The organism is Streptomyces sp. NPDC017056 (assembly GCF_044332485.1).
GTDB lineage: Bacteria > Actinomycetota > Actinomycetes > Streptomycetales > Streptomycetaceae > Streptomyces.
On record NZ_JBIRPD010000003.1, the window covers coordinates 498,942 to 522,723 of the forward strand.

The window sequence follows — 23,782 nt, forward strand, 5'->3', positions numbered from 1 at the left end:
GCCTCTCGCCAACGGCCTTGGACAGGATCGGTGTCGTACCGAGGAAGCACCGCCACCAACTGCCCCGGGGGGACCCGAAATGAACTCCGCCAGTACCCGCACCGCCCGCCGCCGTACCCTCCGCGTCGCCGCCGCGGTGCAGGGCGCCGGGGCCGCGGGCAAGCAGGCGGGCAGCGCGAACGCCGCCCGGGGCGGCAAGGCGGGCTCGGGCATCCAGCGCTGCCACACCTCCGACCTCAAGGCCGTCTTCGCCACCGGCGAGGACGCGACCCCCGACCCGAACGCGGGCGGCTCGACGACCACCAGCATCGTGCTGACCAACAAGAGCAGCCGCACCTGCAAGATCGGCGGCTTCGCCGGCGTCGACCTCAAGCCCGACGCCAACGGCCCCGGCTGGTCGCTGGTCCGCTCCTCGGCCAAGCACGGCTCGATCACCCTCGCCCCCGGGGACAGCACCGACTTCACCCTCAACCTCGGCATGGCCAAGGAGAACGACGAGGGCTCCTGGAAGCCCGCCACCGTGGCCGTCACTCCGCCCAACGAGACCACCGCGCTCACCCTGAAGTGGCCCTGGGGCCCCCTCGTCGACCAGCGCGGCGCCACCCACCCGGCCACCTTCGTCAACCCCATCGGCTGACCACCCAAGCCCCACGTGAAGACCTACATGCAGACCTATATGAATGAGGGAAGTTCATGACCAGGACGACCAGGACGACCAGGACGAAGAAGACCGGCAACAAGGCGCGCGGCGGCCGTGCGGCCGTGATCGGTGCGCTGGGTCTGGCCTCGGTGGCGCTGGCCGCCGGGCCGGCGTTCGCCAAGGGCGGTGTGGACGTCAAGGCACCGCACACGGCGCAGGCCGGCAAGGCTTTCACGGTCACGGCGCACGGGGACGACGACGCGTCCAGCTACCTGCGGATATGCCTGGAGAACCGCAGCGGTGGCAAGGCGTGGCACCAGGTGACCTGCGGCGCCATCGTCGAACGGGGCACCGAAGCCAAGGTCACCGCACGCGTCAAGGCCGCTCACCGCGGCACCCAGCAGTACCGTGCGGTCGCGTACGGCCTCCTCAGCCCGAACGACCACCACCCCGTACGCCAGCGCACCTCCGCCCCGGTGGCGGTGAACGTCCGCTGATCCCGCGTCACCCGGCGCCAACGAACCGCCCCTGACCTGCGAGTGCAGATCAGGGGCGGTCCTATTGGTTACGAGTTCGGCGTCACGAGGCCAGCGACGTATGCCGTGCGACAGCCAGGACCGAGTTGTCCCGGCTCTCGACGGTCTCCTCAGACTGGTTCATCTCGGCCCATACGGCGTCGAGGGACAGGCCGAGGGTGCCGGCGATCGCGGCGATGGTCGGGAAGGCGGGGGTGGCCACCCGGCCGGATTCGATCTTTCGCAGGGTTTCCGGCGAGATGTGCGAGGCGAGCGCCACGTCCAGCATCGAGCGGCAGCCCCGGGCGCGGCGGAGCAGGGCGCCGAGGCGCTCTCCGCGTGCTACCTCGGCGGGGGTGAGCGGCAACCTGACCATGACCCCATTCTAATACCGGTATAGTTTGACCGGGATAGTTATTGGACGTACGTGAGGGGCCCTCCATGATCGAAATCCTGAACTCCGCGCGGCTGGAGCGGGCGAGGGTCACCGGTGCCCTGGTCGGGGACATCCTCCACACGCTGAAGCGGCGCAGCACGGTCGGCACGAACCTGCTCGACATCGACCAGTGGGCCAAGGAGATGATCACCGAGGCGGGGGCGCAGTCCTGCTACGTCGACTACGCGCCTTCCTTCGGCCGCGGCCCGTTCGGGCACTACATCTGCACGGCCGTCAACGACGGAGTGCTCCATGGGCGGCCGCACCACTACACGCTGGCAGACGGCGATCTGCTGACTCTCGACCTCGCCGTGTCCAAGGGCGGGGTGGCCGCGGACGCCGCGATCAGCTTCCTGGTGGGCAAGGCCAGGCCGGAGGAGAGCGTCGCGATGATCGAGACGACCGAACGCGCACTCGCCGCCGGCATCGCCGCCGCCCGACCCGGGGCGCGCATCGGCGACCTCTCCCACGCCATCGGCACGGTCCTCGGTGAGGCGGGCTACCCGGTCAACACCGAGTTCGGAGGCCACGGCATCGGCTCGACCATGCACCAGGACCCGCACATCGCGAACAGCGGGCGCCCCGGACGCGGATACAAGCTGCGCCCCGGACTGCTGCTCGCCCTGGAGCCCTGGGTCATGGCCGACACCGCCACACTCGTCACCGACGCCGACGGCTGGACGCTGCGCAGCGCGACGGGCTGCCGCACCGCGCACAGCGAACACACCATCGCCATCACCGACGACGGGGCCGAAATACTCACCCTGCCCTCACAGGCGCGGCCGTAAGAGAGCCCGCCCCGCCGTCCCGGCGAAGGTGGCGTCTGTGTTCGCCGGCCTGTTTACCGCTCTCCTTACCGGTAAGGAGACCGGCCTGTTTACCGCTCTTCGTTCTTCGGTCGCAGCAGCAGTACCCCGGCGGTCAGTCCTGCCGTGGAGGCGACATGGATGGCGAACGCCTTGCGGTTCGGTGCCCAGACGCCGGTGGTCGGCCCGCCGGACCACATGGCGGCCGTGAACCCGGCTGCCGCGGCGGCCATCCCCCGCCACATCGCGCGTCCGCGCCGCGGTCCGGCCAGCACGCCGATCGCGACGGCGCCCACGGCCCCGGCGGTGATCAGTGCCTCTCGTGCCATGTGGTACTGGACGTGGCCCTCGCCGTGACGCGCCTCGGGGGCGCGGTAGGTCTCGTCCGTGATGTGGGTGATGGTCTGCCAGACGGATGGAGCGGCGGCGGCGATACCTGCTGCCGTAATCAGAGCGCCGGCGTTCTCACGTGCGGTCCTCATGACTCCTCCAAATAGGAGAACGTTAAGATAATGAACCTCACCATATCTTGTTCGACCGGACGACGAGAGGCCGCCAGTGCCCCAGGAACCCACAGCCGACTACGTCGACGGCATGGTTGACGTCCTCGCGCAGCATCACGACCCCGCGGTGCTGGAGGCCAAGGCGCTCGCCTACCGCCTGCGCCGCATCACCCACCGCTTGGAGACCGAGATGAAACGGGAACTCACCCCGCTCGGGATCGAGTTGTGGGCGCTGGAACTGCTGGCCTGCCTGCTCCGTGCTCCCCAGCACCGGCTGACGGCGAGCCAACTGGTGACCGCGATGCAGCTGACCTCCGGAGCCGTCACCAACCGGGTGGCGAAACTGGAGGCCAAGGGGTGGGCCGTCCGCGACTTCACCCCCCACGACCGGCGCTCCGTCACGGTCTCCCTGACCCGGGAAGGGGCCGAACGCGCCCGCGAGGTCTTCGCCACCAAGACCCAGACCGAACTGCGCCTGCTCTCCTCACTCTCCGCAGAGGACCAACGCCGCCTCAACAGCGACCTGCGCACCGTGCTGCTCGCCCTGGGGGACCACGACAACTGACCCGAACGCGCGGGGTCCGTCATGCAGCACATGCCCCGCGCAACACACACCCTGACGAGATCAGCTTTCCCTACCCGAACGCGTCAAGGATCTTCCGGCACCGTGGGACGGCACCCTCGTCACCGGCCTCGCACCGATCACCCGTGAGGCCGTTGTCGAGGACTATTTCCACGGCCTCGACGGCCTTGATGTTCTTCCGGTGCTCCTCGGGCATCGTCGCCGACCACTCGTAGGCGGAGCCGTAGTGGAAACCCGCTATGTCGGCCAGCTCCATGTTCGCCTTCGTGGCGCCGGAAGGAAGAGAGGTGCCCACCTTCAGCACGCCGTCCTCGAACGTGAACGACTTGGTGTACTTCCGGGGGTCGTAGGTGGCGGGCCGGCCCAGGTCGGCGACTTCGCCGGAGTCCTCGTCGCACGCGGTCCCCTGGTCCATCGAGCAGGTTTCCTTGTCGAACGCCTTCATGGACGCGATGACCTTTTCGGAATCGGCCGCCCGTTTCGGCTTGGGCGGCTTCTTGTCCTGTGCCTCGGCCCTTGCCTTCGGGGAATGTGACGAAGGCCCGGCGGGTTCGCCGGCCCCCTTTGCCTTCTCGTCGGAGCTGTCGCACGCCGTAAGAGAGACGGAGAGTACGACGGCGGCGAGAGACGCCGCAACGGCCTGGCCAGTGAAACGCAATCTTGCTCCCCCACGAGGCGGCACCGGGGCCGAGGGCCCCACGCAAAACACCCCCCTGACCGCGTTCCCGCAGGTCAGAGGGGCGTTACAAGCGGTAGCGGTGGGATTTGAACCCACGGAGAGGTTGCCCCCTCACGCGCTTTCGAGGCGCGCTCCTTCGGCCGCTCGGACACGCTACCGAGAGGAACTCTAGCCCACGGGGGGCCGTACGCCGAAATCGGTATCCGGTGGCGGGGGCGTGCGGGGGTCAGCGGGAGCGGAAGAAGGTGGTGAGGAGGTCGGCGCAGGGGGTGGCGAGGACGTCGGTGATCACCTCGGGGCGGTGGTTGAGGCGGCGGTCGCGTACGACGTCCCAGAGGGAGCCGGCCGCGCCCGCCTTTTCGTCGGCGGCGCCGTAGACGACGCGGTCGAGCCGGGACAGCACGATGGCGCCCGCGCACATCGTGCACGGCTCCAGGGTGACGACGAGCGTGCAGCCGGTCAGCCGCCAGGCGCCGACGGCGCGGGCGGCCTCCCTGATGGCGAGCACCTCCGCGTGCGCGGTCGGGTCGCCGGTCGCCTCGCGTTCGTTGCGGCCGGTGCCGAGTACGGTGCCGTCGGCGGACAGCACGACGGCGCCCACCGGGACGTCTCCGGTCCCGGGGGCCTGGGCAGCCTCGTCCAGCGCCCTTCGCATGGCCGCGGTCCAGGGATCGCGCAGCGGGTCGGGCGCCGGGGTGTGGAGGGGGGCGGGCATGGGGGCGGTCATGCCTCCCAGTGTCCGTGACGGGCGTTACCTCACGGCCTCCAGGACGTCCGTGCAGCCGAGGGCGTCGGCGATCTCGGACAGCGCGTCGGTGTCGAGAGCCAACAGCTCCTTCTCGCCGATGCCCAGGTCGTCCAGCAGGCGCGGGTCGCCGAGCGGGCCGGGCGGCGGCGCGGGCGTGGTGTCGGCCGCGGCCGTCTCCTCGCCTTCGGTTCCGCCGTCGGCCGGTTCGGGCTCGCCGTCCTCCGTGCCGTCCAGGTCGAGGCTGTCGAGGTCTTCCGTGCTCTCCTCGTCGCGGCCGAGCAGTTCGTCGGTGAGCATCGCACCGTACGAGCTGCGGGCGGCGGCTGCGGCGTTCGAGAGGAAGATGCGTGGGTCGTCCTCGCCGTCCACGCGGACGACGCCGAACCACGTGCCTTCCTGCTCGATGTATGCCACCACCGTGTCGTCTTCGACCGATGCCTCTCGGGCCAGGTCGGCCAGATCGGTCAGGTTCTCCACATTGTCGAGCTCCGTGTCGCTCGCTTCCCACCCGTCTTCGGTGCGCGCGAGCAGTGCGGCGAAGTACACCGTGACTCTCCCACTGGTCATAGGCGTGCCGGGTCGGACGGGACGGCGCCATGGCGCCGTAAGTCCCCGCCCATCGGAATCGTGGCAGAAACAACGCGATTGCGCGGGGTCTTCGGCGTTGCGTCGTGCGGGCGTTCCGAGAGATGTGGCTCACGTTTAGTGGGACGAGAGGTGCTGATGTGGCTTGAGAGGCGTTCGGCTACCAGCGGAACGTGCGCATTCTCATGGCCTGCCGCATCCGGGCCGCCCGGGCGCGGCGCGGCTGGACGCGGTCGCGCAGCTCCTTGGCCTCGTTGAGGTCGCGCAGGAACTGGGCGCGCCGGCGTCGGCGCGCCGCGTCGTTCTCCCCGCCGGTCGCGCCCCCGTCGTCGGGGTACTCCTCGGCGGACGGGGAATCGGTGGAGGGATCGGAGGAGAGGGGCGTCGGGGGCTGCCCGCGGTCCGCGGCCCGGCCGGTGTCCGGCGGGGGAGTGCGGCCGGCGCCGAAGAGGTCGGCGACCTTGGCGTCCATCGCGTCACCTGGACGGCTGCCCGGCGCGCCGATGCCGCCGCGGCTGCTGCCGCCGCCCGCCGTGTTCGCGGTCCGGCGCTCGCCGCCCGCAGCGCCGCCCCGCTTGGCCCTGGCCGCGGCCTTGCCCACGGCCTTCCCTGCCGCCTTGCCGGCCGATCGCGCGGCCCTGCTCCCGGCCGCCCTTGCGGTCCGGTTCCTGCTCGCGCTTCCGTTTCCGCTCTTGCTCCCATTCCCGTCGGGCACGCCGCACACCGCCTTGGGACGAGGTCCATGCCCGGCGCCGGTACGACACACCGGGCGTTTGTGCCCACTTTCCCCCGGACCGGTGGTTCGATGCCAACGGGACCAAAACCGCTCGCGGACCGCCCGGCGCACACGGGCGGGCACCGGCGCCCCGTACCTCGGCTACTGTCGATGTCATGCGGATCCACGTCGTCGACCACCCGCTGGTGGCGCACAAACTCACTACCCTGCGCGACAAGCGCACCGATTCCCCGACCTTCCGGCGCCTCGCCGACGAGCTGGTGACCCTGCTCGCGTACGAGGCCACCCGCGATGTGCGGACCGAGCAGGTCGACATCGACACCCCGGTGACGGCGACCACCGGAGTGCGGCTCTCCCACCCCCGCCCGCTGGTCGTGCCGATCCTGCGCGCCGGGCTGGGCATGCTGGACGGCATGGTCCGGCTGCTGCCCACGGCCGAGGTCGGCTTCATGGGCATGGTCCGCAACGAGGAGACCTACGAGGCCCACACCTACGCCACGCGCATGCCGGACGACCTCTCGGGCCGCCAGGTGTACGTGGTCGACCCGATGCTGGCCACCGGCGGCACGCTGGTCGCGGCGATCCGCGAGCTGATCGACCGCGGCGCGGACGACGTCACCGCGATCTGCCTGCTGGCCGCGCCCGAGGGCGTCGAGGTCATGGAGCGCGAGCTGGCCGGCGCGCCGGTGACGGTCGTCACCGCGGCCGTGGACGAGTGCCTGAACCCCGACCGCTACATCGTCCCCGGCCTGGGCGACGCGGGCGACCGGATGTACGGCACGGCGGGCTGAGAGCAGGAGAGCCGGGGGGGGGGGGGGGGGGGGGGGGGGGGGGGGGGGGGGGGGCCGGGGGCCGGCCCCCCCCCCCCCCCCCCCCCCCCCCCCCCCCCCCCGCCGTTCGTCTAGCAGCGCGGTTTCGTCTTGGACGGCGCGGTCAGCGCGGCGAGGGACCGCTGTGCCGCGGCCGGCTCGGCCAGGGCCTTGAACGCGTCGCCGATGATCAGGTCGACGTCGCCGGTCTTGCGGGTGTCGGCCTTCGGCTCCGCGCCCGCGAGCTGCGTGCCCAGGACCTTCTTGGCCCCGTCGGCGGCCGGCTGGGCGCCCAGCAGTACGCCCGTGCCCTTGACCTTCTTGTCGTAGGCGGGCGGGGCGTTGCCCACCTTGCCGACCTTGAAGCCGCGCTTCTTCAACTCGTCCGCCGTCGACTTGGCGAGTCCCGAGCGGGCCGTCGCGTTGAAGACGTTGACGGTGATGTCGGCGGGCTTGGGCAGCGGCTTGTCCGTGCCGGAGACCGGGGCCCCGGCCTGCTCGGGGCCGCCCGTGGGGCATTTCTTCTTTTCCTGCGCGGCCTGGGCCGTGCCGCCCTTGCCGCCGAAGACGTCGATGAGCTGCAACGTGCCCCACCCGGCCAGGGCGAGGGCGCAGACGGCGGCAGTGATCATCAAGGTGATCCGCCGGCGGTGCCGGGGGCGGCGCATCCGCGGATACCTGTCGCCCGTGATGCGGTACTTCTTACCGCCCATGCCAGGGGGCGTCAGCATGCTCATGGCCGCAGCGTAGTGCGGGGCAGGACGCATTCCTACTAAATGATCAACGCCTGGCGCGAGACCCACTCGAAAGGGCCAATATGATCCGCCTATCGGGGGATTGAGGCCGTGTCGGCAGGTCCGGGCGATGCCGTCAGCCCAGCTCCAGCACGCGGGCGTGCAGCACCTGCCGCTGCTGGAGCGCCGCGCGCACGGCGCGGTGCAGCCCGTCTTCCAGGTAGAGGTCGCCCTGCCACTTCACGACGTGCGCGAAGAGGTCGCCGTAGAAGGTGGAGTCCTCGGCGAGCAGCGTCTCCAGGTCGAGCTGCTGCTTGGTCGTCACCAACTGGTCGAGGCGTACCGGACGGGGGGCGACATCCGCCCACTGGCGGGTGCTCTCCCGGCCGTGGTCCGGGTACGGCCGCCCATTTCCGATGCGCTTGAAGATCACACGGAAAGCCTACCGGGCCATCGGCTCCGGGCGCAGCCATGCGGGAGGAGCGCGAAGGCGACAAACGCTCGCAATTCCGGAGGGGCGGGGGTGTGAACGGGGTGCGGGGGACGGCGGACGCGCTGTACGCGGCGGTCCGGGGAGCCGGGGAAAGTGGCGCAACGCGCACCTGAAGACGTCCGGAAATGGGCACCCGGCGGGTTTGTCGTACCGGTACGGCGGGGCGCCCGCCCCGGCACCGGCGGATTCGACACGAACGAGGGACCACGTGTCACCGCTTGCCCGGCGGTGGCCGCCGGCCGGCCCCTCCGGGTCAGCCGGCCGCCCGCGCCGGTTCGCCCTCGTGCTCGCAGCTGTCGTCCACGCCGTACGTGTCCCAGGCGGGGAACGGGTCGGTGCCGGGCGTCTCGGCGTCGGTGACCAGGCAGCTGCCGAGCGCCGCGTGCAGGGCCGCGGGCCGCAGCCCGACGCCGATGAAGACCAGCTCCTGGGCGTCGCCGGTCGCGCCGTGGGTCCCGGACGGTTCGAAGCGTGCGACGGAGCCCGCCTGCGACCACAGGCCGGTCACCCGGGGCCGGCCGGCGAGCCGGAAGAACCCCTTGGAGCGCAGGATGTTCCCGTACGCGCCGCTGTCCATGCCCTCCGTGACGAACTCCCAGAGCCGCCCGGGGTGGAAGGGGCGCGCCGCGCGGAAGACGGTGCTGGAGATCCCGTACTCCTCGGTCTCCGGTACGTGGTCGCCGTTGAGCTCCATGACCCAGCCGGGCGCCTGCTGGGCGCGCTCCAGGTCGAAGCGGCCGGTGCCGAGGATCTCGGCGGGCGCGACGCGGCCGTGCCGGGCGGGGACGACCCGGGCCGCCGGGTTCAGGCGGGCCAGGGCGGCCCGGAGGCGCGCCGCCTGCTCCTCGTCCACCAGGTCGAGCTTGTTGACGACGATGACGTCGGCGAACTCGACCTGGTCCACGAGCAGGTCGCTGACGGTGCGCTCGTCGTCCTCGTACGGGGCGATGCCGCGCTCGGCCAGGCCGTCCCCGCCCGCCAGCTCGGCGTGGAAGTTGGCGGCGTCGACCACGGTGACCATGGTGTCCAGCCGGGCCAGGTCGCCCAGCGTCGCGCCGTCGTCGCGCGGGAACGCGAAGGTCGCGGCCACCGGCATCGGCTCGGAGATGCCGCTGGACTCGATGAGCAGGTAGTCGAAGCGTCCTTCGCGCGCCAGCCGGCCGACCTCCTCCAGGAGGTCGTCGCGCAGGGTGCAGCAGATGCACCCGTTGGTCATCTCGACGAGCCGTTCCTCGGTGCGCGACAGGGCGGCCGCGCCGCCGCGGACCAGCGCGGCGTCGATGTTGATCTCGCTCATGTCGTTGACGATCACTGCGACGCGCAGGCCGCCGCGGTGGTGCAGCACGTGGTTGAGCAGTGTCGTCTTGCCGGCGCCGAGGAAGCCGGAGAGGACGGTGACGGGCAGCGCGGCCGGCATGGGCGGTCAGTCCTCCGGGCGCAGCAGGCCGCGCTCGTACGCCTTCGCCAGGCGGCGCGGTACCCGGTACACGGAGCCGTCGACGGTGACCGGGACCAGGGCGGGCGGGGTGGCCTTCCACTGGGCGCGGCGGTGGCGGGTGTTGCTGCGGGATGTCTTCCGCTTGGGGACGGCCATGGACCTCAACCTCTCCTGGGGCGGTGGTGCGGGGGGCCGGGCGTGGTGGCGCCGCGGGCTGGGGAGAGGCTATATGAAAATGAATTCCATTTCTAGCGAGGGGTGCGGGGCGGTGGCCGGCGGCCGGGCAGCGCGGCGATCTCCTCGTCCAGTTCGGGGCACGGGATGGAGTGCCCGCGGCCGAAGCTCTTGTAGGCCGCCGGCCGGGTCCGGTGCCCCGCGCGGGCGGCGTAGCAGACCTCGCGCTGCCCGCACTCCGCGCAGTACCGGCTGGCGGCGAAGGGCGACAGGGCGACCGGACCGGCCGGGCTGAGCACGTAGACGGTGTCGTCGGCCACCGGTTCCTGGCAGGGGAAGGTCAGCCGGTCGAAGTCCGGGTGGTCGCCCATCAGGTGCTGGGCCACGACCACGAAGGAGCCCGTCCCGCGCTGGTAGGCGCACGAGACGGTGAGCAGCCAGGGCAGGCCGCCGAGGAACTGGGCGTGCCACAGGGCGCGTTCGAAGGACGGCTGGAGTCCGGCGACGCGCAGGGCGGCTTCCTCCTGGGTGCGCGGCTTGTCGTTGTGGGCGGTGCGGTTGCGCTCGTCCCTGAGGCGGTCGAGGAACTGGACGAGGCCGGGGTCGTCCGGCCTGGCGGCCATGTCGGCCGCGTCCCGCAGGGCCTCCGCGAGGCCGGGAACCACGTCCGTGCGGTCCCGTACGAGCGGGCACAGGTTGTGGAGCCAGTCCGTCCAGACGCCGAAGGTGATGCCGCCGCCGGAGGCGAGGGCGGAGCGCAGCGCCGACAGGTTGCGCGCGCCGATGCCGTGCGCCTGGAGCAGTCCGGCCGCCGTCACGGCGACGGTGGCGGCGAGCGTCTCGCCCGCTTCGAGCAGCGCCTCGTAACGGTCCTTGTGGGTGTACGCCCGCTGCATCTCGTGGACGGTGCGGGCCACGGGGTGCGGGAGGGTGCGGCGGGCGGTGGCCAGGGGGTCTTGGCCGGGCGCGGGGGTCTGGGGCGGTGTCCTGCGGGGTGGCGGCGGGGCGGCGCGGGGCTGCGGTGCGGTACGGGGCGGGGGCGCCCTGTGGGGTGGTGGTGTGGTGCGGGGTGGCGGCGGGGCGGTGCGCTGGTTACGCCACTGCCGTCTGCGGGTGACCAGCCGGATCCAGGCGGGCAGCGCCCCGAAGAGGAGCGCGAAGGTGATCACCGCGAGCAGCGTGTCCAGCCAGCGCGGCAGGCCGCTCGCCTGCTCGGGGCTCGTGCCGATGCTGACGGCGGTCAGGACGGCGAGGCCGGAGGTGAGCCAGAACGCCCAGTCCCGGTGCAGCGGCGCGTCGTACAGCCCGAGCACCGCGTTGCGCCGCCGCGGCGACGGCTGCGGCGGCCCCGGTGACGCCGGACCGGCGGCCCTCCTCATGCAGCCATAGTGCGCGGGTGGCGTGGCTCACAACAAGTGCCGGGTTACGAGGGGGTGGAGCGGGCCGGCGTGGCGGTGGGTCCGGCGAACTCCGGGCTGCCGTACCCGGGGCTGCCGAACTGCGGGCTTCCGTAGGCCGGGCTGGCGTACTCGGGGCTCGCGTACTCCGGACTGGCGTACTCCGGACTGGCGTACTCGGGGCTGGCGTACTCGGGGGCCGAGTAGCCGGGGCGGGCGCGGTCCGCCGTGGTGCGCGACTGCTCCTCCTGGATGCGGCCCAGCAGGAACGGCAGGATGCCGCGCTCCAGCAGCGCCAGCCGCCACGCCTCGCGGGCCCGCGCCACCTCGGAGCCCGAACCGGCGTCGGCGCCCGGCGCCGCTTCGCCGTCCGCGGGCGGCGCCGAGCGGTTGCGGGCCGCCGTCACCAGCAGCCAGACCAGGTCGGCCACCGTCGCCGCCGCCGCGATGGCCGCGGCGAGCCAGCCCGCGTACACCAGTTCGTCGGAGAACTGCCGGTGGACGCCGACGAGCCGCAGCCCGAAGCCGATCGCCAGGAAGATGACGGCGGCCACCGCGCCCAGGCTCGGTACGAGGACGGCCAGTGCGGGCAGCAGGCCGCCGGAGGGCCGGACGTCCTCGGCGGGCGGCGCGGTCAGCCGCGCCTCCTCGGCGCGCAGCCGGGCGTAGGCCCGGTACTCGGTCGCCACCGTGGCGAGGAGGGCGGCGCGGGACCGGTACGCCTGGCCGCGCAGCCGCTCGGCGCCGGGGGTTCCCGGGCCGTTGCGCAGCGCCTCCCTGACCTCGGGTGAGCCGAGCGCCTGGCCGAGGACCTGCGCGAAGGCGGAGGCCTCCTCGGCCCGTAGGGAGCCGGTGTCGGGCATGTGTGTCCCCCTGGCGGTGCGTACCGCTCAATGTGCTGACTTAACTTGCTGGATTGCGCAACTGTATAACTCGCTGCCGTCGTACGGTGGCGGTGCTGCCGACTTCCAGCCATTCGGCCCAATCCGCGAGCCCGGGGCCGGTATCACCGGCGCCAACCGAGGAGGAGCTGTGCACACCGTCCAGAACGCCGCCGGTGCCGACGAGCCGTCCGCCGTCATACGGGCCTGGGCCCGCCGCCGGGTCGGCGGGGAGATCGCCGCGGTGCGGCCCGTCGCGGGGCGGCCGGGCGGCCCCCGGGTGTGGGAGCTGACGCGCGCCGACGCCGCCCGGTTCTTCCTCAAGGTCGCGGCGGAGCCGGCGGGCTACACGCGAGAGACCCGCGCGTACCGCCATGCCGTCCCCGCCCTCGGCCACGCGCACGCGCCGGTCCTCGTCGACAGCGACCCCGGGCGGCTCGCGCTGCTGCTCACCGCCGTGCCGGGCGGCAGCGCCGCGGCCCTCGCGCCGGGCCATGAGGACCGTACCGAGCTGTACCGGCAGGCGGGGCGCCTGCTCCGCCGCCTCCACGACGCGTGCGAGGCGGGCCCTGCGGGTGGCGCCGACGCGTGGGCGGACGTCCACCACGCGGCAGCCGAGGAGCGGGCGGCCGCGCTGTCGGCGGCGGGCGAACTGGGCGCGGCGGAGTGCCGGATGCTCCGCGAGCGGGCCGCGACGCTCCGTCTCCTGCCGCCGCTGCCGGCCGCCTTCCTGCACGGCGACGTCCGCGAGCACCACTTCCTGTGGGACGCGGCGGGCCGCCGCCTGGCGCTCGTCGGTTTCGCACGGGCGCGCCGCGGCTGCGCGGCCGAGGACCTCGTACGGGTCGTGTGCGGCGCGGCGCGGCAGGACCCGGCGCTGCGCGCGGCCTTCCTGCGCGGGTACGGGCGTGAGCTGACCGACGCGGAGCGGTACGCGCTGCCGGTGCTCGCCGCACTGGACGCGGCCGGGGTGATGGAACGCGGCGTCCGGCACGGCGACCGGCGGGCCGTGGCGCAAGCCAGGAACGTGATCGGTGCTCTCGTGGACGGCTCAGGGTCGAGCGTCAGCCCCGGTAAACCGGCCACGGCCGTCGTCACCCGGCCATTCCCGGCGCGACCGGCAGCCGGCACCGCCCGTGGCTGATCTTTCCCTCCTACAATCGCGCTCATGAGCGAGGGGGAGAACGAGCAGCTCGGCAGCCGGGCCGTCCGCATAGCGGTGTCCGTGGCATGCGCCATCCTGGTGGCGCTCACGGCCCTGATGCTGGCCCGGTGGATGCAATGGTGGAACCCGGCCTACGCCTGGCTGTCCACGAAGCTGGCCGTCAAAGCGGCCATCGGGGCGCCGATTGCGCTCGTGGCCCTCCTCACCTGGATGCGGAAGTGCCGCTAGCGGCCGGTGGGTTGCCGCGGTGCGCCCGCGCGTGGCTGCTCCAGCAGTGCGCGGTAGTGGACCAGGTGTGACCGCCCGTCGGGTACGAACGGCCAGTCGGGGTCGCCGTCGAGCCGGGCCGTCAGCTGCTCCCAGGGGAGCCACCAGCCGTCGGCGACCTCGGATTCCTGGTGGACGATCGGCCCGTGCACGTCCGGGTCGTAGCGCGTCTCGTACATGTAGGCCAGGTAGTTGGTGTGCGCGTCGGTGAACCAGCGGCACGTGACCGGCTCCAGCACACAGCCGCGCAGGCCCACTTCCTCGGCCAACTCGCGCTCGGCGGCGGCGAGCGGCTCCTCGCCCGCGGCGATCACCCCGCCGACCCAGACGTCTGTCAGGCCGGGGTAGAGGTCCTTGCTCTCGGTGCGCCGGTGCACGTACACCCGCCCGGCGGCGTCGCGCAGCAGGATCTTGGTCGCCGCGTGGGGCAGGTTCTCCGCTCGCATCCTGCTCCTGGCCGAGGTGCCGACCACCCGGCCGGGCACCTCGTCCTGGGCGTAGAGGGCGACGATCTCTTCGGCGGTTGGTTCCATGTTCCCTTTCCTCGCCTGGTGGGCGGCCCGCGTCTCAGGTGGGTTCCACGAGGACCGTGCCGAGGTGGCGGCCGGCCAGCAAGTCAAGCAGGGCGCCGGGGGCTTGGTCGATACCGGAGAGGCGGACGTGCGGGAAGGTGAGCGTGCCGTCGCGCAGCCCGGCGCTGAACTCCTCCTCCCAGCGCTCGGCCGACGCGCGGTGGTCGGTGGCCGACAGGCCGCTGACCGTGATGCCGCGGGAGCAGAGCGCCAGGGTGTCGAGGGCCACGTGGGACCGGGTGCCGCCGGCGGCCTGGCCCGAGAGGGCACCCACCACCACGAGCCTGGCGTGTCTGCGGGCCAGCGCCAGCGCGGCCTGGAACTGGTCGCCGCCCACCGTGTCCACCAGGACGTCGATCCCCTCCGGGGCCGCCGCGCGCAACTGCTCCTCCATCGGCCCTTCACCGCGTACCAGCACGGCGTCGAAGCCCAGTTCGCGCCGTAGGAAGTCGGCCTTCCAGCGGGACCCGGTGGTGCCGACGAGCCGGCCGGCGCCGCGCAGGCGGGCGAACTGCGCGGCCACGCAGCCGACTCCGCCGGCCGCGCCGGTCACCAGCACGGTGTCGCCGCACCTGATCCGGGCGACCCGGTCCACCGCCAGCCACCCGGCGAACCCCTGGGAGAGGCTGGCCGCCGGGTCGGGCCAGCGGGCCGGGTCGATCCGCCGGACGTTCGCGGCCGGCAGCGTGGCGTACTGCTGCCAGCCGAGATCGTGCCGGACCTGGTCGCCGGGGCGCAGGGCGGTGCCGGGGGCCGCGACGACCTCGCCGAGGGCGCTGCCGCGCAGCGGCCGCCCCGGCTCGTAGGAGGCCATCGGCAGTCCGTGCGCGTCGGCCATCAGGGTGCGGGTGACGGCTCCGATGCGCAGCACCAGGTTGCGTACCAGCACCTCACCGGCCGCCGGGGCCCGTAACGGCACCTCGGCGATCTCGAAGTGTTCCGGCCGCAGGTCGCGGCCGGGCCGGGTGGCGAGCCTGACCTCGCGGTACGTCGAGGGTGGCAACGGAGTCAGCCTCCCAGGCCGGGCCGTACCACCGCGAGCGCGGCGACGATCAGGCCGAGGTAGCACCACGCCAGGAATCCCATGGCCGGGCCCGGCGGCCAGGTCGGGGTGCGTTGGCTGGTGAACCGTTCGCCGCCGCCCCAGACGAAGGCGAGCGCGGTCAGCGGCAGCCAGCCCGCGAGGGTGGCGGGACCGTGCAGTTCCCAGGGCCGGACGACGGCGAGCGCGATGCCGACGGCCGCCACCGCGCAGCCGACGGTGAGGCCCACCGAGCCGCGCAGGCCGACGGTGTTCGAGTACAGGGTGGCGCCGGGCACCTTCCGTGCGCTGGTCTTCCGGGCGAACTCGAAGTGCATGAAGGTGCAGGCGCACAGCACCGCCGCGAGCAGCAGGTGGGTGGCGGGACCGGTGCCGGTGGCCTCCCGGAAGGACAGCCAGATGTGCACGCTGAGGATGATCTGCACCGGGTAGCTCACCAGCAGGTTGACGAAGATACGGTCCCGTACCGTCGCCGACCAGCGCTCCAGCTGGACGAGGAAGCAGATGTAGGCGAGGTCCAGCATCATCACGGCGGTGAGCGGCGCCGAGAGCCAGGTGTTGAGCGCCAGTTCCGCGACGACGATCAGGGCCATGGCGGCGCGCAGTTCCCCGACGTCGATCGCGCCCCGGGGCAGCGGGCGGTCCGGGTTGTGCTGCCGGTCGTACTCAAGGTCCTTCTGCTCGTCCACGACCCGGACGAACAGCAGCGCCAGGTACACGCTGACGATCTCCGTGAGGAGCCGCAGCCCGAGCCGCCAGTCGGCCGCCGGGCTGAGCACCGCCAGCGTGCCTTGGAGGGCCAGTACCCACAGCACCGCGTAGGTGACGTAGACCCGGGACGGCGCCCGCTCGGCGAAGAAGGCGCGCAGCCGCGGGACGCTGTCCGTCCAGGAGCGGGGCCGGTGCGTGGGCGGGTGGAGCGTCGGCCCGGAAGCGGGGGCGGTCATGCGCTGTCCTCGTCAAGGATCGTCACGGTGCCGGCCGCGCCGTCGATCTCGACGCGGGCGCCGTCCGGGATGCGGGTCGTCGCGTGCTGGAGCGCGACGATGGTCGGTATGCCGAACTTGCGGCCGCTGATGGCGGTGTGGGACAGCAGGGTGCCGCGCTCCACCACGATGCCGCGGGACGACAGCATCAGGAACAGCCAGCCGGGGTCGGTCTCCCGGGCCACCAGGATCATGTCGTCGCTGGGCTCGCCCATCTCGTGCGGGTCGACGACCACGCGCGCGGTGCCCCGTACGACGCCGCCGCTGGACCCCAGCCCGTACAGGGTGCCCTCGCCGACCGTGCCGGAGGTCGGGTCCGGCAGGCCGTCCCGTACCGGGCCCATGGTGACGAAGTCCATCGGCAGCTCGGCGCCCCTGGCCTCGTACTCGGCCCGGCGTACGGCCACCAGGCCGCGCAGGTCGTCGGTGACCGCGGTGCCGTCGTACGTGCCGAGGATCTCGTCCTCGGTCAGGTGGACCACGTCGTCCGCGGTGTCCAGGAGGCCGCGGGCCGCCAGGTCGGCGCCGAGCCTGCGGTACACGGAGCGGGCGAAGCCGAACAGTTCGCTGCGGTTGTAGCGGGTGTTCTCGCGGATGTTGACGTACCGGCGCTGCCCGGCGACCAGGGAGCGCAGCACCCGGCGCCGCAGCGGGTGGCCCGCGAGCAGTGTGCGCAGCCGCTCTTCGCCGGCGTCGCGGGTGTCGTTCTCGCGTGCGCGCAGCATCTCCTGGGTGACGTCGCCGCGTGCGTACTCCGCGGCCATGCGCAGCAGCTGCGCGGGGTCGTCACGCGGCACCCGGACTTCGAGCTTCAGTTCCTGGAGCCCGCGGTCGCCGTGCAACTCCGCGTGGGAGCGGAGCCGGTCGGCGATGTCGGTGCCGTAGGCGCCGTCGGCGACCTCGTCCCAGACCTCCTCGGGGGGCTTGGTGGCGAGGGCGTCCATCAGCTTCGGAAGGGTGCGCATCCGTTCGGCGATGTCGATGACCGACATCAGGATGACGACGCTGCGGTTCTCCTCGCCGCCGCACAGCAGGTCGCTGTGGAGGCCGGGGTCGGCGTCGGGCAGCCAGCGGTCGAACAGGCGCATGGCCATGGTCTCGTGGATCTGGAGCAGGATGTCGTTGACGAGGGTGATGCCCCAGTGGCTGCCCGCCTCGCGCCACAACGAGCGCATCAGCTGCGCCAGTTGCAGCGGGTCGGCGGTGGCGGCCGCTTCCCGGTGCTCGGTGACGGTCTGCTGCCACCACTGGCCGAAGTGCCGGGCCGCCGGGACGTGGATGGCCCAGCGTGCCGTCAGGCGAAGCAGGGCCGCCGCGGTGGCGGGCAGCTGGTCGGCCGGTTTCAGCAGGGGGGTGGGCCGGACGTGGTAGACCGACGGCGACATGCCCATCATGCGCTCGAAGCTGTTGCGCCACAGCGGGAAGGTCCTGCTGAGGCCGTGCAGGACGTACCAGACGCTGAGCGAGTAGTAGACCCGGCCGCGCAGCAGCCCGATCATGCCCCGCAGTTCGTTCTCGTGCCGGTCGAGCAGGTCGCGCGGGACGCCCAGCTTGCGGTAGAAGTCGTGGAAGTCCTCGCGGTAGAAGTGCTGGGCGAAGGAGTAGGTCAGCGCGGTGGTGACGCCGGGGTAGCTCTCGGTGATGTTGGCGTTGCTCCACAGCCGCTGGCGGTCCAGGTCCAGCACCACCGGGCGGGCCTGGAGGATGTGCAGGGTGCCGTCGGCGGTGAACGTCCCCTCGATGTCCTGCGGGCAGCCGAACAGCTTCTCGATCCGGTCTCCTGCCGCCACCACCTGCCGGAGCTGCTCGTCGGTGAGCGCCGGCGCGTCGCGCAGCTCTTCGGGCACCGGCGACAGCTGCGGGCCGTCGGCGAGCCGGTCCGGGTTCTCGACCATGCGCTCCGCTTTGTGGGCGAGCACCGAGCGTACGGTGTCGTTGCGGCGGGAGATGAAGTAGTGGTCCACGGGGACCTTCTCCTGGACGACGCCCTCGCCGATGCCCAGGCCGGCGGCGAGCACCCGGTCGCGGGCGCCGGTCAGCGGATCGCAGGTGAACAGCACGAAGGACGCCTGTCCGAACCGCATCCGCTGCACGCCGACGGCCACCGCGAACCCGTGCTGGGTGCTGCCGCGTGCGGACCGGTACAACAGCGCCTGCGAGCCGAAGCCCGAGGCCCAGCACTGCTTCACCTTGTCCAGCAGCTCGTCGCGGGTGACGTAGAGGAAGCTGTCGCTGATGCCGGCGAACGCGTCGTCCGCTGAGTCCTCGCCCTGCTGGCCGGCCGTGCCGACGACCGAGGAGCGCACCGAGACGACCGCGTCGTCGCCGAACTCCTGGTCGAAGGCCAGGTACAGGAGGCGCTCCACGTCAGCCGGCACCGGGGCCCGCAGGATCAGTTCCCTGATCGCCGCGGCCTGTTCCTCGACGGACGCCGGGTCCGCCGGGTCGAGCCTGCGCAGCAGGGCGTCGATCTCGGCGCGCACCGGGCGCAGTACGCGGGTGAACACCGCGGCCGACAGGCAGAAGAAGCGGGGTACGGGCAGGCCGGCCTCGGCCATCCGCGCCTGCCGCGCGAACTTGGGGCCGACCGCCGCCGTGTTCAGCAGCGCACGGCCGCGCACCACGGGCCGGGAGGGCGCGCCGGGTCGAAATCGGAGGGGATTCACGGAGCGTTTCACCACACCCAGGGAATGAGGCGGCGGTGGGACGCCGCGTAGTCGGAATAGCCGGGAAGCGAGAGAAGCATCCGCTCCTCGACGAGAATGCGGACCACGAGCGTCGGAAGCAGAATCATCAAGGCCGCGGCGCTGAAGGGATTGATAAAGAAGAGCACGAACACCACATGAGCCAGTGCCATGCCGAGATAAGCCGGATGCCGCACCCACCGGTAAGGCCCGGTCTGGACGATCTGGTGGTCGTCGAGGGCGCGTACCCGGTGCGAGTAGAAGCGCCCGAGGGTGCGGATCGCGACGAGCCGTACGGCCACCGACGCCGCGAAGACGACCGGCACCGCGAGCATCCACGGGTGATAGGTCTGCTGGTCGGCGGGGATCAGGCAGGCGGTGGCGACGGTGGCGGCGCGGGCGGTGGCGTAGACATAGATGGTGCCGCGGTCGGTGGCGTTCTCCGTGGACGTCGAACTGCGGACGGTCGTCCAGGTTTCCAGCAGCAGCCACAGCAGATGCAGCCCGGCGAGCACCGCGGCCACGCGCTGCCAGGGGTCGGACCAGTCGAGAGCCCCGCGTAGCACCGCGGTCGCGGTCGCTGCCACGCAGACGGCAAGAATGAACAGCGGATACTTGCGCAGAATCCAGTGCATGAACGCCTTCCGAGAATGGTGAGCCGCCGCTACGACGTCACAGCGGGGAAGTCAGCCGGCCGGCAGCGTCTCGCACTGCCGGTCCTCGGCGAGCAGCGGCAGTGCCTCCAGGAATTGCCTTTCCTCGATCTGGGCCGACCGGGTCTCCTCCATCACCACCATGTCCATCGAGCCCGAGGCGGCGGTGATGCCTGCCTGCACCACGTCGCACCGGCCCTGGAACCGAATACGGTCCGGGCCTTTCGCGCTCAGCTTTTCCAGGCGGTATTCGATGCGGGCCGGCAGGGGCAGGAGGAACTTGCTGAACGACGTTTCGAGAGAGTTGATGATGAAGCGGCGGGGGACTCCCGTCGTGCCCAGCAGGTAGCGCTCGCCGATGGCCAGCGACATCTGCCGGACCATTTCGGTGATGACCATGGCGGTCACATGGGCGCTGGAGGCGTGGTCGAGGACCATCTCCTGCCGGTCGGAAACCCGCAAGGAGGCGTGGAACAGGTCCTCTTCGACCTTGTGCAGCCCGGCGATGAGCACGTTGTCGGGGTTGTGCTTGTGCACCTCGGCGCAGCCGAGCACTTCGGGGATCGGCGGGTCCTGGAGGATCGATTCCGGGAGCCCCAGCCGGCGCAACCGGTCGCGTACGAGGTCGCGTTCGTAGCGTTCCACTCCCTGCCCCGGCACCAGTACCGGCCATGGCTCGCGCACCAGTCCGTCCCGCAACCCGGAGAGAAGTTCGGAGAGGGACAGCAGGTGTGCGGAGGGAGAACTGCCCGCCAGATTGTCACCAACGACGAAGACGACTCCTTCGGACATGGCTTTCTCCTCTCATCGAGAGGTACCACAGTGGCCCTCCTCTGAATGAGTACGCCCAGGCCCGCCCCGGGCCGTCCGGATCGGAGAAGGTCTGTTCAGCGCAACGCTGAGCCACGATTGTGGGAACGCCGTCTTGCGAACCGCTGTACGGCAGGCTTGCAACGGAGCTTGCAACAGCGCCAACTACTCAGTTCAGCGGCCCTTTTCAGGGTGTGTATCCCTGGACCGCCCCCGTGCTGAACGGAAAGGCGGTCCGGTGCGGGACTGCGTTGCCGTGCAGCGGGTGGGGGTCGGCGGTGAGCATGGAGTAGGTGTGGACGGTGGCGCGGTAGACGCGTTTGGGGGAGTCGCCCTGGAATTCGCCGGGATGGCGGGCCTTCTGGGCGCGCACGGCGGGGTCGGGATAGCGGCGCGCGTAGAAGACCGCGAGGGCCGCCGCCAGGTCGGACGGCGGGAGGGCGTGGGCGGTGCCTTCGCCGTAGAGGCCCTGGGCTTCGGCGTCGGTCGTCCGGGAGTCGTAGACCAGGAGGGATACGACGGGGTTGGCGGCGATGTTGCGGGAGTGCCGCGCGTCGCGCGCCGACCACCAGTAGAAGTGGTCGGCGTCGTCCCAGGCGAAGGTGACGGGGACGGCCCAGGGGGCGCCTTCGGGGGACGCGGTGCCGAGGGTCAGGTAGCGGTTGGTGTGGAGGAGGCGGGCCGCCTGGGCGCGTAAGTCGGGGGTGGGCATGGTCAGGAGCCTTCCTGGGGGAGGGCGGGGGACGGGGGTACCGGTGTGGTGGCCGGGAGGGCGGCTTGGACGCGGTGGCGGGCGATGGCCCAGTACGCGACGGTGGGGACGAGGAGGCCGACGGCCCAGGAGAGGTCTATGCCGTCGAGGGCGATGGCCACCGCGCCTGTGTAGGCCGAGGTGTGCATGAAGGGGATCTCCAGCGCGAAGCTGACCGCGTAGACCAGGACCGCGGGGCCGTTGACGCGGCCGTAGACGCCACCGCCGGGGGCGAAGAACGACGGGACGTCGTACCGCCCGCGCCTGATCAGGTAGTAGTCGACGAGGTTGATGGCGGTCCAGGGGATCAGGACGTACTGGAGGATCGCCAGGAAGTCGGTGTACGAGGCGAGGAAGGTGTCCTGGAAGGCCAGGGCGAGCGTCAGGCCGAGGGCAAGCGGGCCGGCGATCAGCGCCGTACGGGCCAGGCGTCCGGGCAGCCAGGTGTTGCGGAAGGTCTGCGCGGCGGTGACCAGGCACAGCGAGGTGCCGTACAGGTTCATCGAGTTGACGTGGACGACGATGACGGCGAAGGAGCACAGGACCACGGCGGAGAGCGGGCCGCCCAGCACCGTGTCGAGGCCGGCGATCGCGTCGTCGGCCACCGCGATGCCCATCACGATGCCGAGGAACATCGGCAGCACGCTGCCGAGGACGCTGCCCCAGTAGGTGAACCAGAGGGTGGAGCGGCGGGCCGCGGCGTGTGCGGGCATGTAGCGGGTGTAGTCGGAGACGTAGGGCGCGTAGGTGATCTGGAGCAGGATGCCGAGCGCGGTCATGCCGACGAAGCCGGAGAGGGTGCAGCCGGTGGCGTTGGCGGCGCGTTCGACGACGCCGGGGGTCGTGAAGACGCGTACCGCGCACAGTGCCAGCAGCGCGACGGTGATCACGGTGGCCCAGCGGCCCACCCGGTGGATCAGGTCGTACCCGACGGTGGCGACGACCAGCCCGGCCAGCGCGCACAGCACCAGCCAGCCGGACGTGCCGAGGGCGGGCACCGACCGGTGCAGCGCCTGCCCGGCGATCACCAGGTTGGAGGCGAACCAGCCCGCGTACATGAAGACGACGACGAGGGTGACGAGCAGGGAGCCGTGGCTGCCGAACTGGCCGCGGCTCTGGATCATCTGGGGGACGCCCAGCCGGGGGCCCTGCGCCGCGTGCAGGGCCATCAGGAAGCCGCCGAGCATGTTGCCCAGGAGCACCGCGGCGATGCCGGGCCACAGGCCCAGGCCGAAGACGAGCGGGGCGATGGTGCCGGAGACGATGGTCAGCGGGCTGATGTTGGCGGCGAACCACACGGCGAACAGGTCGCGGGGACGGCCGTGCCGTTCGCTTTCCGGTACGGCGTCGATGGTGCGGCCTTCGACGAGGTGCCGCTGCCGGCCTCGGGGCGCGGTGGCGGGGTGGTTCATGGTCGGGGCTCCCTTCGGGAGGGGTGGAGAACCCGGCTCCTGGACAGCGAACCCGACGACGGGCCTCCAGAGCCGGTCCGCCGCGCCCACTGCGGTGTACATGCCCGTTTCCCCCACCCCCGCCGCTCCGCGGGCAGACCCGGTCAGCGGTGGCCGCGCGGCCGGTCAGGGCCGGGTCGGCAGCCGGTCAGGGTGTGCGGCTGGGGCGGGTCGGGTCCGCGTACGGGCGGGGTGGTGACCGTTCCTGCCCGTACGTGCGCGCTCATGACCGCTCGCCCGCTCGGGCGTGCAGCAGGTCCCAGGCCAGCAGCCCGGCGCCGATCCGCCCGGCCCGCTCGCCCAGCCGGGCGAAGACGATGTCGGGCAGGGCCTGGAAGGCGGCCCGCCGTTCGAGGCCGCGCCGCAGCGGTACGCGCAGCTGCTCGCCCGCCTGGCTGAGGCCGCCGCCCAGCACCAGGACGGCCGGGTCGAAGAGCGTGATGCCCGTCAGGAGCGTCTGCGCCATCGCGTCGGCCGCCTCGTCCCACACCCGTACGGCCACCGGGTCCCCGGCCGCCGCCCGGCGCGCCACCTCCTCGGCGCCGGTCACGGGCGGTCGCGCGCCGCACCGCTCGTTGTAGCGGCGTGCGACGGCGGCGCCGCCCGCGATGGTGTCCAGGCAGCCGCGCTGGCCGCACGGGCACGCCTCGCCGTCCGCCTGCGTGACGACGTGCCCGATCTCCGCGGAGCGCCAGTGGCTGCCCGGGTACGGCTTCCCGTCCAGCAGCAACGCGCCGCCCACCCCCGTGCCGACCGGGACGAAGAAGACGACGCGGTGCCCGCGGCCCGCGCCCAGGCGCGCTTCGGCGAGGCCGCCGGAGCGCACGTCGTGGCCGAGCGCCGCGGGCAGGCCCAGGTGCTCGGACACGAGCCGCCGCAGCGGCAGGTCGCGCCACTGGATGCTGGCCGAGAACACGACGGTGCCCGCTTCCTCGTCCACCAGCCCGCACGAGGCGACGCCCACCGCGCGCACGTCCTCGCCCGCGGCGCGGGCCGCGGCCAGGGCGCCCGCCGCGTGGTCGAGGACGGTGCGCAGCACGGCGTCCGGACCGTCCTGGGGGCGGGTGGCGCAGCGGCTCTCGGAGGTGGCCGTGCCGTCGGGGGCGACCAGCGCGGACTTGACGACGGTGCCGCCGACGTCGAGCCCGAGGACCAGGCCGCCGGGCCGGTCGCGCAGGGTCAGTACGGTGTCGGCCGAGCCCGCTTGCTGGTGGGCTGCCCGGTCCAGGTCCGTCATGGTTCCT

General features: G+C 72.3%; 28 protein-coding genes and 1 tRNA gene. 7 read left to right on the forward strand and 22 right to left on the reverse strand.

Going from position 1 to position 23,782, the window contains the following annotated elements; translation table 11 throughout:
• Positions 1-79 precede the first annotated feature (79 nt).
• Positions 80-637 (forward strand): DUF4232 domain-containing protein, encoded by a 558-nt coding sequence (locus ACH4OW_RS07980; RefSeq protein ID WP_398025825.1) that lies wholly within the window; start codon positions 80-82, stop codon positions 635-637.
• Between the two features lie 56 nt (positions 638-693).
• Positions 694-1,137 (forward strand): hypothetical protein, encoded by a 444-nt coding sequence (locus ACH4OW_RS07985; protein WP_398025827.1) that lies wholly within the window; start codon positions 694-696, stop codon positions 1,135-1,137.
• Positions 1,138-1,219: 82 nt separating this feature from the next.
• Here the strand turns inward: ACH4OW_RS07985 and ACH4OW_RS07990 are convergent, their stop codons facing one another.
• Positions 1,220-1,531 carry a helix-turn-helix domain-containing protein gene (locus ACH4OW_RS07990; protein WP_398025829.1) on the reverse strand — a complete coding sequence of 104 codons (312 nt, stop codon included), beginning with the start codon at positions 1,529-1,531 and terminating at the stop codon, positions 1,220-1,222.
• 65 nt (positions 1,532-1,596) lie between these two features.
• Between ACH4OW_RS07990 and map the strand changes: the two genes are divergently transcribed.
• Entirely contained in the window at positions 1,597-2,379 is a 783-nt protein-coding gene (gene map / locus ACH4OW_RS07995; RefSeq protein WP_360125054.1) for a type I methionyl aminopeptidase, read from the forward strand.
• Positions 2,380-2,468: 89 nt separating this feature from the next.
• Here the strand turns inward: map and ACH4OW_RS08000 are convergent, their stop codons facing one another.
• Positions 2,469-2,879, reverse strand: coding sequence for a hypothetical protein (locus ACH4OW_RS08000; protein WP_360125052.1), 411 nt, complete (start codon positions 2,877-2,879; stop codon positions 2,469-2,471).
• Positions 2,880-2,955: 76 nt separating this feature from the next.
• Here ACH4OW_RS08000 and ACH4OW_RS08005 point away from each other — a divergent pair, with 76 nt between their 5' ends.
• Entirely contained in the window at positions 2,956-3,465 is a 510-nt protein-coding gene (locus ACH4OW_RS08005; RefSeq protein ID WP_398025832.1) for a MarR family winged helix-turn-helix transcriptional regulator, read from the forward strand.
• Between the two features lie 70 nt (positions 3,466-3,535).
• Here ACH4OW_RS08005 and ACH4OW_RS08010 read toward each other — a convergent pair whose 3' ends face one another.
• The 5 genes from ACH4OW_RS08010 to ACH4OW_RS08030 all read right to left on the reverse strand — a co-directional run bounded on the left by ACH4OW_RS08010 (position 3,536) and on the right by ACH4OW_RS08030 (position 6,096).
• On the reverse strand, positions 3,536-3,928 hold the full coding sequence (locus ACH4OW_RS08010; protein WP_360125048.1) for a hypothetical protein: 393 nt from the start codon (positions 3,926-3,928) through the stop codon (positions 3,536-3,538).
• A gap of 305 nt (positions 3,929-4,233) precedes the next feature.
• A tRNA-Ser gene (locus ACH4OW_RS08015) sits at positions 4,234-4,320 on the reverse strand.
• Between the two features lie 68 nt (positions 4,321-4,388).
• Positions 4,389-4,889 carry a tRNA adenosine(34) deaminase TadA gene (gene tadA, locus ACH4OW_RS08020; protein ID WP_360125046.1) on the reverse strand — a complete coding sequence of 167 codons (501 nt, stop codon included), beginning with the start codon at positions 4,887-4,889 and terminating at the stop codon, positions 4,389-4,391.
• A gap of 24 nt (positions 4,890-4,913) precedes the next feature.
• Positions 4,914-5,456, reverse strand: coding sequence for a hypothetical protein (locus ACH4OW_RS08025; RefSeq protein ID WP_360125511.1), 543 nt, complete (start codon positions 5,454-5,456; stop codon positions 4,914-4,916).
• A gap of 199 nt (positions 5,457-5,655) precedes the next feature.
• Entirely contained in the window at positions 5,656-6,096 is a 441-nt protein-coding gene (locus ACH4OW_RS08030; protein WP_398026020.1) for a response regulator, read from the reverse strand.
• Between the two features lie 290 nt (positions 6,097-6,386).
• Between ACH4OW_RS08030 and upp the strand changes: the two genes are divergently transcribed.
• Positions 6,387-7,022, forward strand: coding sequence for a uracil phosphoribosyltransferase (gene upp, locus ACH4OW_RS08035; protein WP_360125044.1), 636 nt, complete (start codon positions 6,387-6,389; stop codon positions 7,020-7,022).
• 110 nt (positions 7,023-7,132) lie between these two features.
• Here the strand turns inward: upp and ACH4OW_RS08040 are convergent, their stop codons facing one another.
• The 6 genes from ACH4OW_RS08040 to ACH4OW_RS08065 all read right to left on the reverse strand — a co-directional run bounded on the left by ACH4OW_RS08040 (position 7,133) and on the right by ACH4OW_RS08065 (position 12,139).
• Positions 7,133-7,777 (reverse strand): LytR C-terminal domain-containing protein, encoded by a 645-nt coding sequence (locus tag ACH4OW_RS08040; RefSeq protein ID WP_398025835.1) that lies wholly within the window; start codon positions 7,775-7,777, stop codon positions 7,133-7,135.
• Positions 7,778-7,910: 133 nt separating this feature from the next.
• Positions 7,911-8,207: a type II toxin-antitoxin system VapB family antitoxin gene (locus ACH4OW_RS08045; protein ID WP_003986294.1), complete on the reverse strand. Its 297-nt coding sequence runs from the start codon at positions 8,205-8,207 to the stop codon at positions 7,911-7,913.
• Between the two features lie 313 nt (positions 8,208-8,520).
• The gene (locus ACH4OW_RS08050; RefSeq protein WP_398025837.1) at positions 8,521-9,684 is read right to left on the reverse strand and encodes a GTP-binding protein; all 1,164 of its coding nucleotides are present in this window, start codon (positions 9,682-9,684) and stop codon (positions 8,521-8,523) included.
• 6 nt (positions 9,685-9,690) lie between these two features.
• Positions 9,691-9,861: a 50S ribosomal protein L32 gene (gene rpmF, locus ACH4OW_RS08055; RefSeq protein WP_360125038.1), complete on the reverse strand. Its 171-nt coding sequence runs from the start codon at positions 9,859-9,861 to the stop codon at positions 9,691-9,693.
• A 92-nt stretch (positions 9,862-9,953) separates the two neighbouring features.
• Positions 9,954-11,258: a hypothetical protein gene (locus ACH4OW_RS08060; RefSeq protein ID WP_398025840.1), complete on the reverse strand. Its 1,305-nt coding sequence runs from the start codon at positions 11,256-11,258 to the stop codon at positions 9,954-9,956.
• Positions 11,259-11,302: 44 nt separating this feature from the next.
• A complete protein-coding gene (locus tag ACH4OW_RS08065) occupies positions 11,303-12,139 on the reverse strand; it encodes a hypothetical protein (protein ID WP_398025842.1) in 837 nt (278 codons plus the stop codon).
• Positions 12,140-12,308: 169 nt separating this feature from the next.
• Between ACH4OW_RS08065 and ACH4OW_RS08070 the strand changes: the two genes are divergently transcribed.
• Positions 12,309-13,301: a phosphotransferase enzyme family protein gene (locus tag ACH4OW_RS08070; protein ID WP_398025844.1), complete on the forward strand. Its 993-nt coding sequence runs from the start codon at positions 12,309-12,311 to the stop codon at positions 13,299-13,301.
• A 24-nt stretch (positions 13,302-13,325) separates the two neighbouring features.
• A complete protein-coding gene (locus ACH4OW_RS08075; protein WP_360125031.1) occupies positions 13,326-13,550 on the forward strand; it encodes a hypothetical protein in 225 nt (74 codons plus the stop codon).
• Here the strand turns inward: ACH4OW_RS08075 and ACH4OW_RS08080 are convergent.
• The 9 genes from ACH4OW_RS08080 to ACH4OW_RS08120 all read right to left on the reverse strand — a co-directional run bounded on the left by ACH4OW_RS08080 (position 13,547) and on the right by ACH4OW_RS08120 (position 23,775).
• Positions 13,547-14,122, reverse strand: a complete 576-nt coding sequence (locus ACH4OW_RS08080; RefSeq protein WP_398025846.1) for an NUDIX domain-containing protein — start codon at positions 14,120-14,122, stop codon at positions 13,547-13,549. The genes ACH4OW_RS08075 and ACH4OW_RS08080 overlap by 4 nt on opposite strands.
• A 34-nt stretch (positions 14,123-14,156) precedes the next feature.
• Positions 14,157-15,164: an MDR family NADP-dependent oxidoreductase gene (locus tag ACH4OW_RS08085; RefSeq protein WP_398025848.1), complete on the reverse strand. Its 1,008-nt coding sequence runs from the start codon at positions 15,162-15,164 to the stop codon at positions 14,157-14,159.
• Positions 15,165-15,169: 5 nt separating this feature from the next.
• Positions 15,170-16,150: a hypothetical protein gene (locus ACH4OW_RS08090; RefSeq protein ID WP_398025850.1), complete on the reverse strand. Its 981-nt coding sequence runs from the start codon at positions 16,148-16,150 to the stop codon at positions 15,170-15,172.
• On the reverse strand, positions 16,147-18,813 hold the full coding sequence (locus tag ACH4OW_RS08095) for a PEP/pyruvate-binding domain-containing protein (RefSeq protein ID WP_398025852.1): 2,667 nt from the start codon (positions 18,811-18,813) through the stop codon (positions 16,147-16,149). Before ACH4OW_RS08095 ends, ACH4OW_RS08090 begins: the two co-directional genes overlap by 4 nt.
• Positions 18,814-18,863: 50 nt before the next feature.
• The gene (locus ACH4OW_RS08100) at positions 18,864-19,508 is read right to left on the reverse strand and encodes a methyltransferase family protein (protein ID WP_398025854.1); all 645 of its coding nucleotides are present in this window, start codon (positions 19,506-19,508) and stop codon (positions 18,864-18,866) included.
• Positions 19,509-19,559: 51 nt separating this feature from the next.
• The gene (locus ACH4OW_RS08105; RefSeq protein ID WP_398025856.1) at positions 19,560-20,318 is read right to left on the reverse strand and encodes an AfsA-related hotdog domain-containing protein; all 759 of its coding nucleotides are present in this window, start codon (positions 20,316-20,318) and stop codon (positions 19,560-19,562) included.
• A gap of 205 nt (positions 20,319-20,523) precedes the next feature.
• Positions 20,524-21,048, reverse strand: coding sequence for a pyridoxamine 5'-phosphate oxidase family protein (locus tag ACH4OW_RS08110; RefSeq protein WP_360139286.1), 525 nt, complete (start codon positions 21,046-21,048; stop codon positions 20,524-20,526).
• A gap of 2 nt (positions 21,049-21,050) precedes the next feature.
• A complete protein-coding gene (locus ACH4OW_RS08115; RefSeq protein ID WP_398025859.1) occupies positions 21,051-22,499 on the reverse strand; it encodes a purine-cytosine permease family protein in 1,449 nt (482 codons plus the stop codon).
• Between the two features lie 262 nt (positions 22,500-22,761).
• On the reverse strand, positions 22,762-23,775 hold the full coding sequence (locus ACH4OW_RS08120; protein WP_398025860.1) for an ROK family protein: 1,014 nt from the start codon (positions 23,773-23,775) through the stop codon (positions 22,762-22,764).
• Between the last annotated feature and the right edge of the window lie 7 nt (positions 23,776-23,782).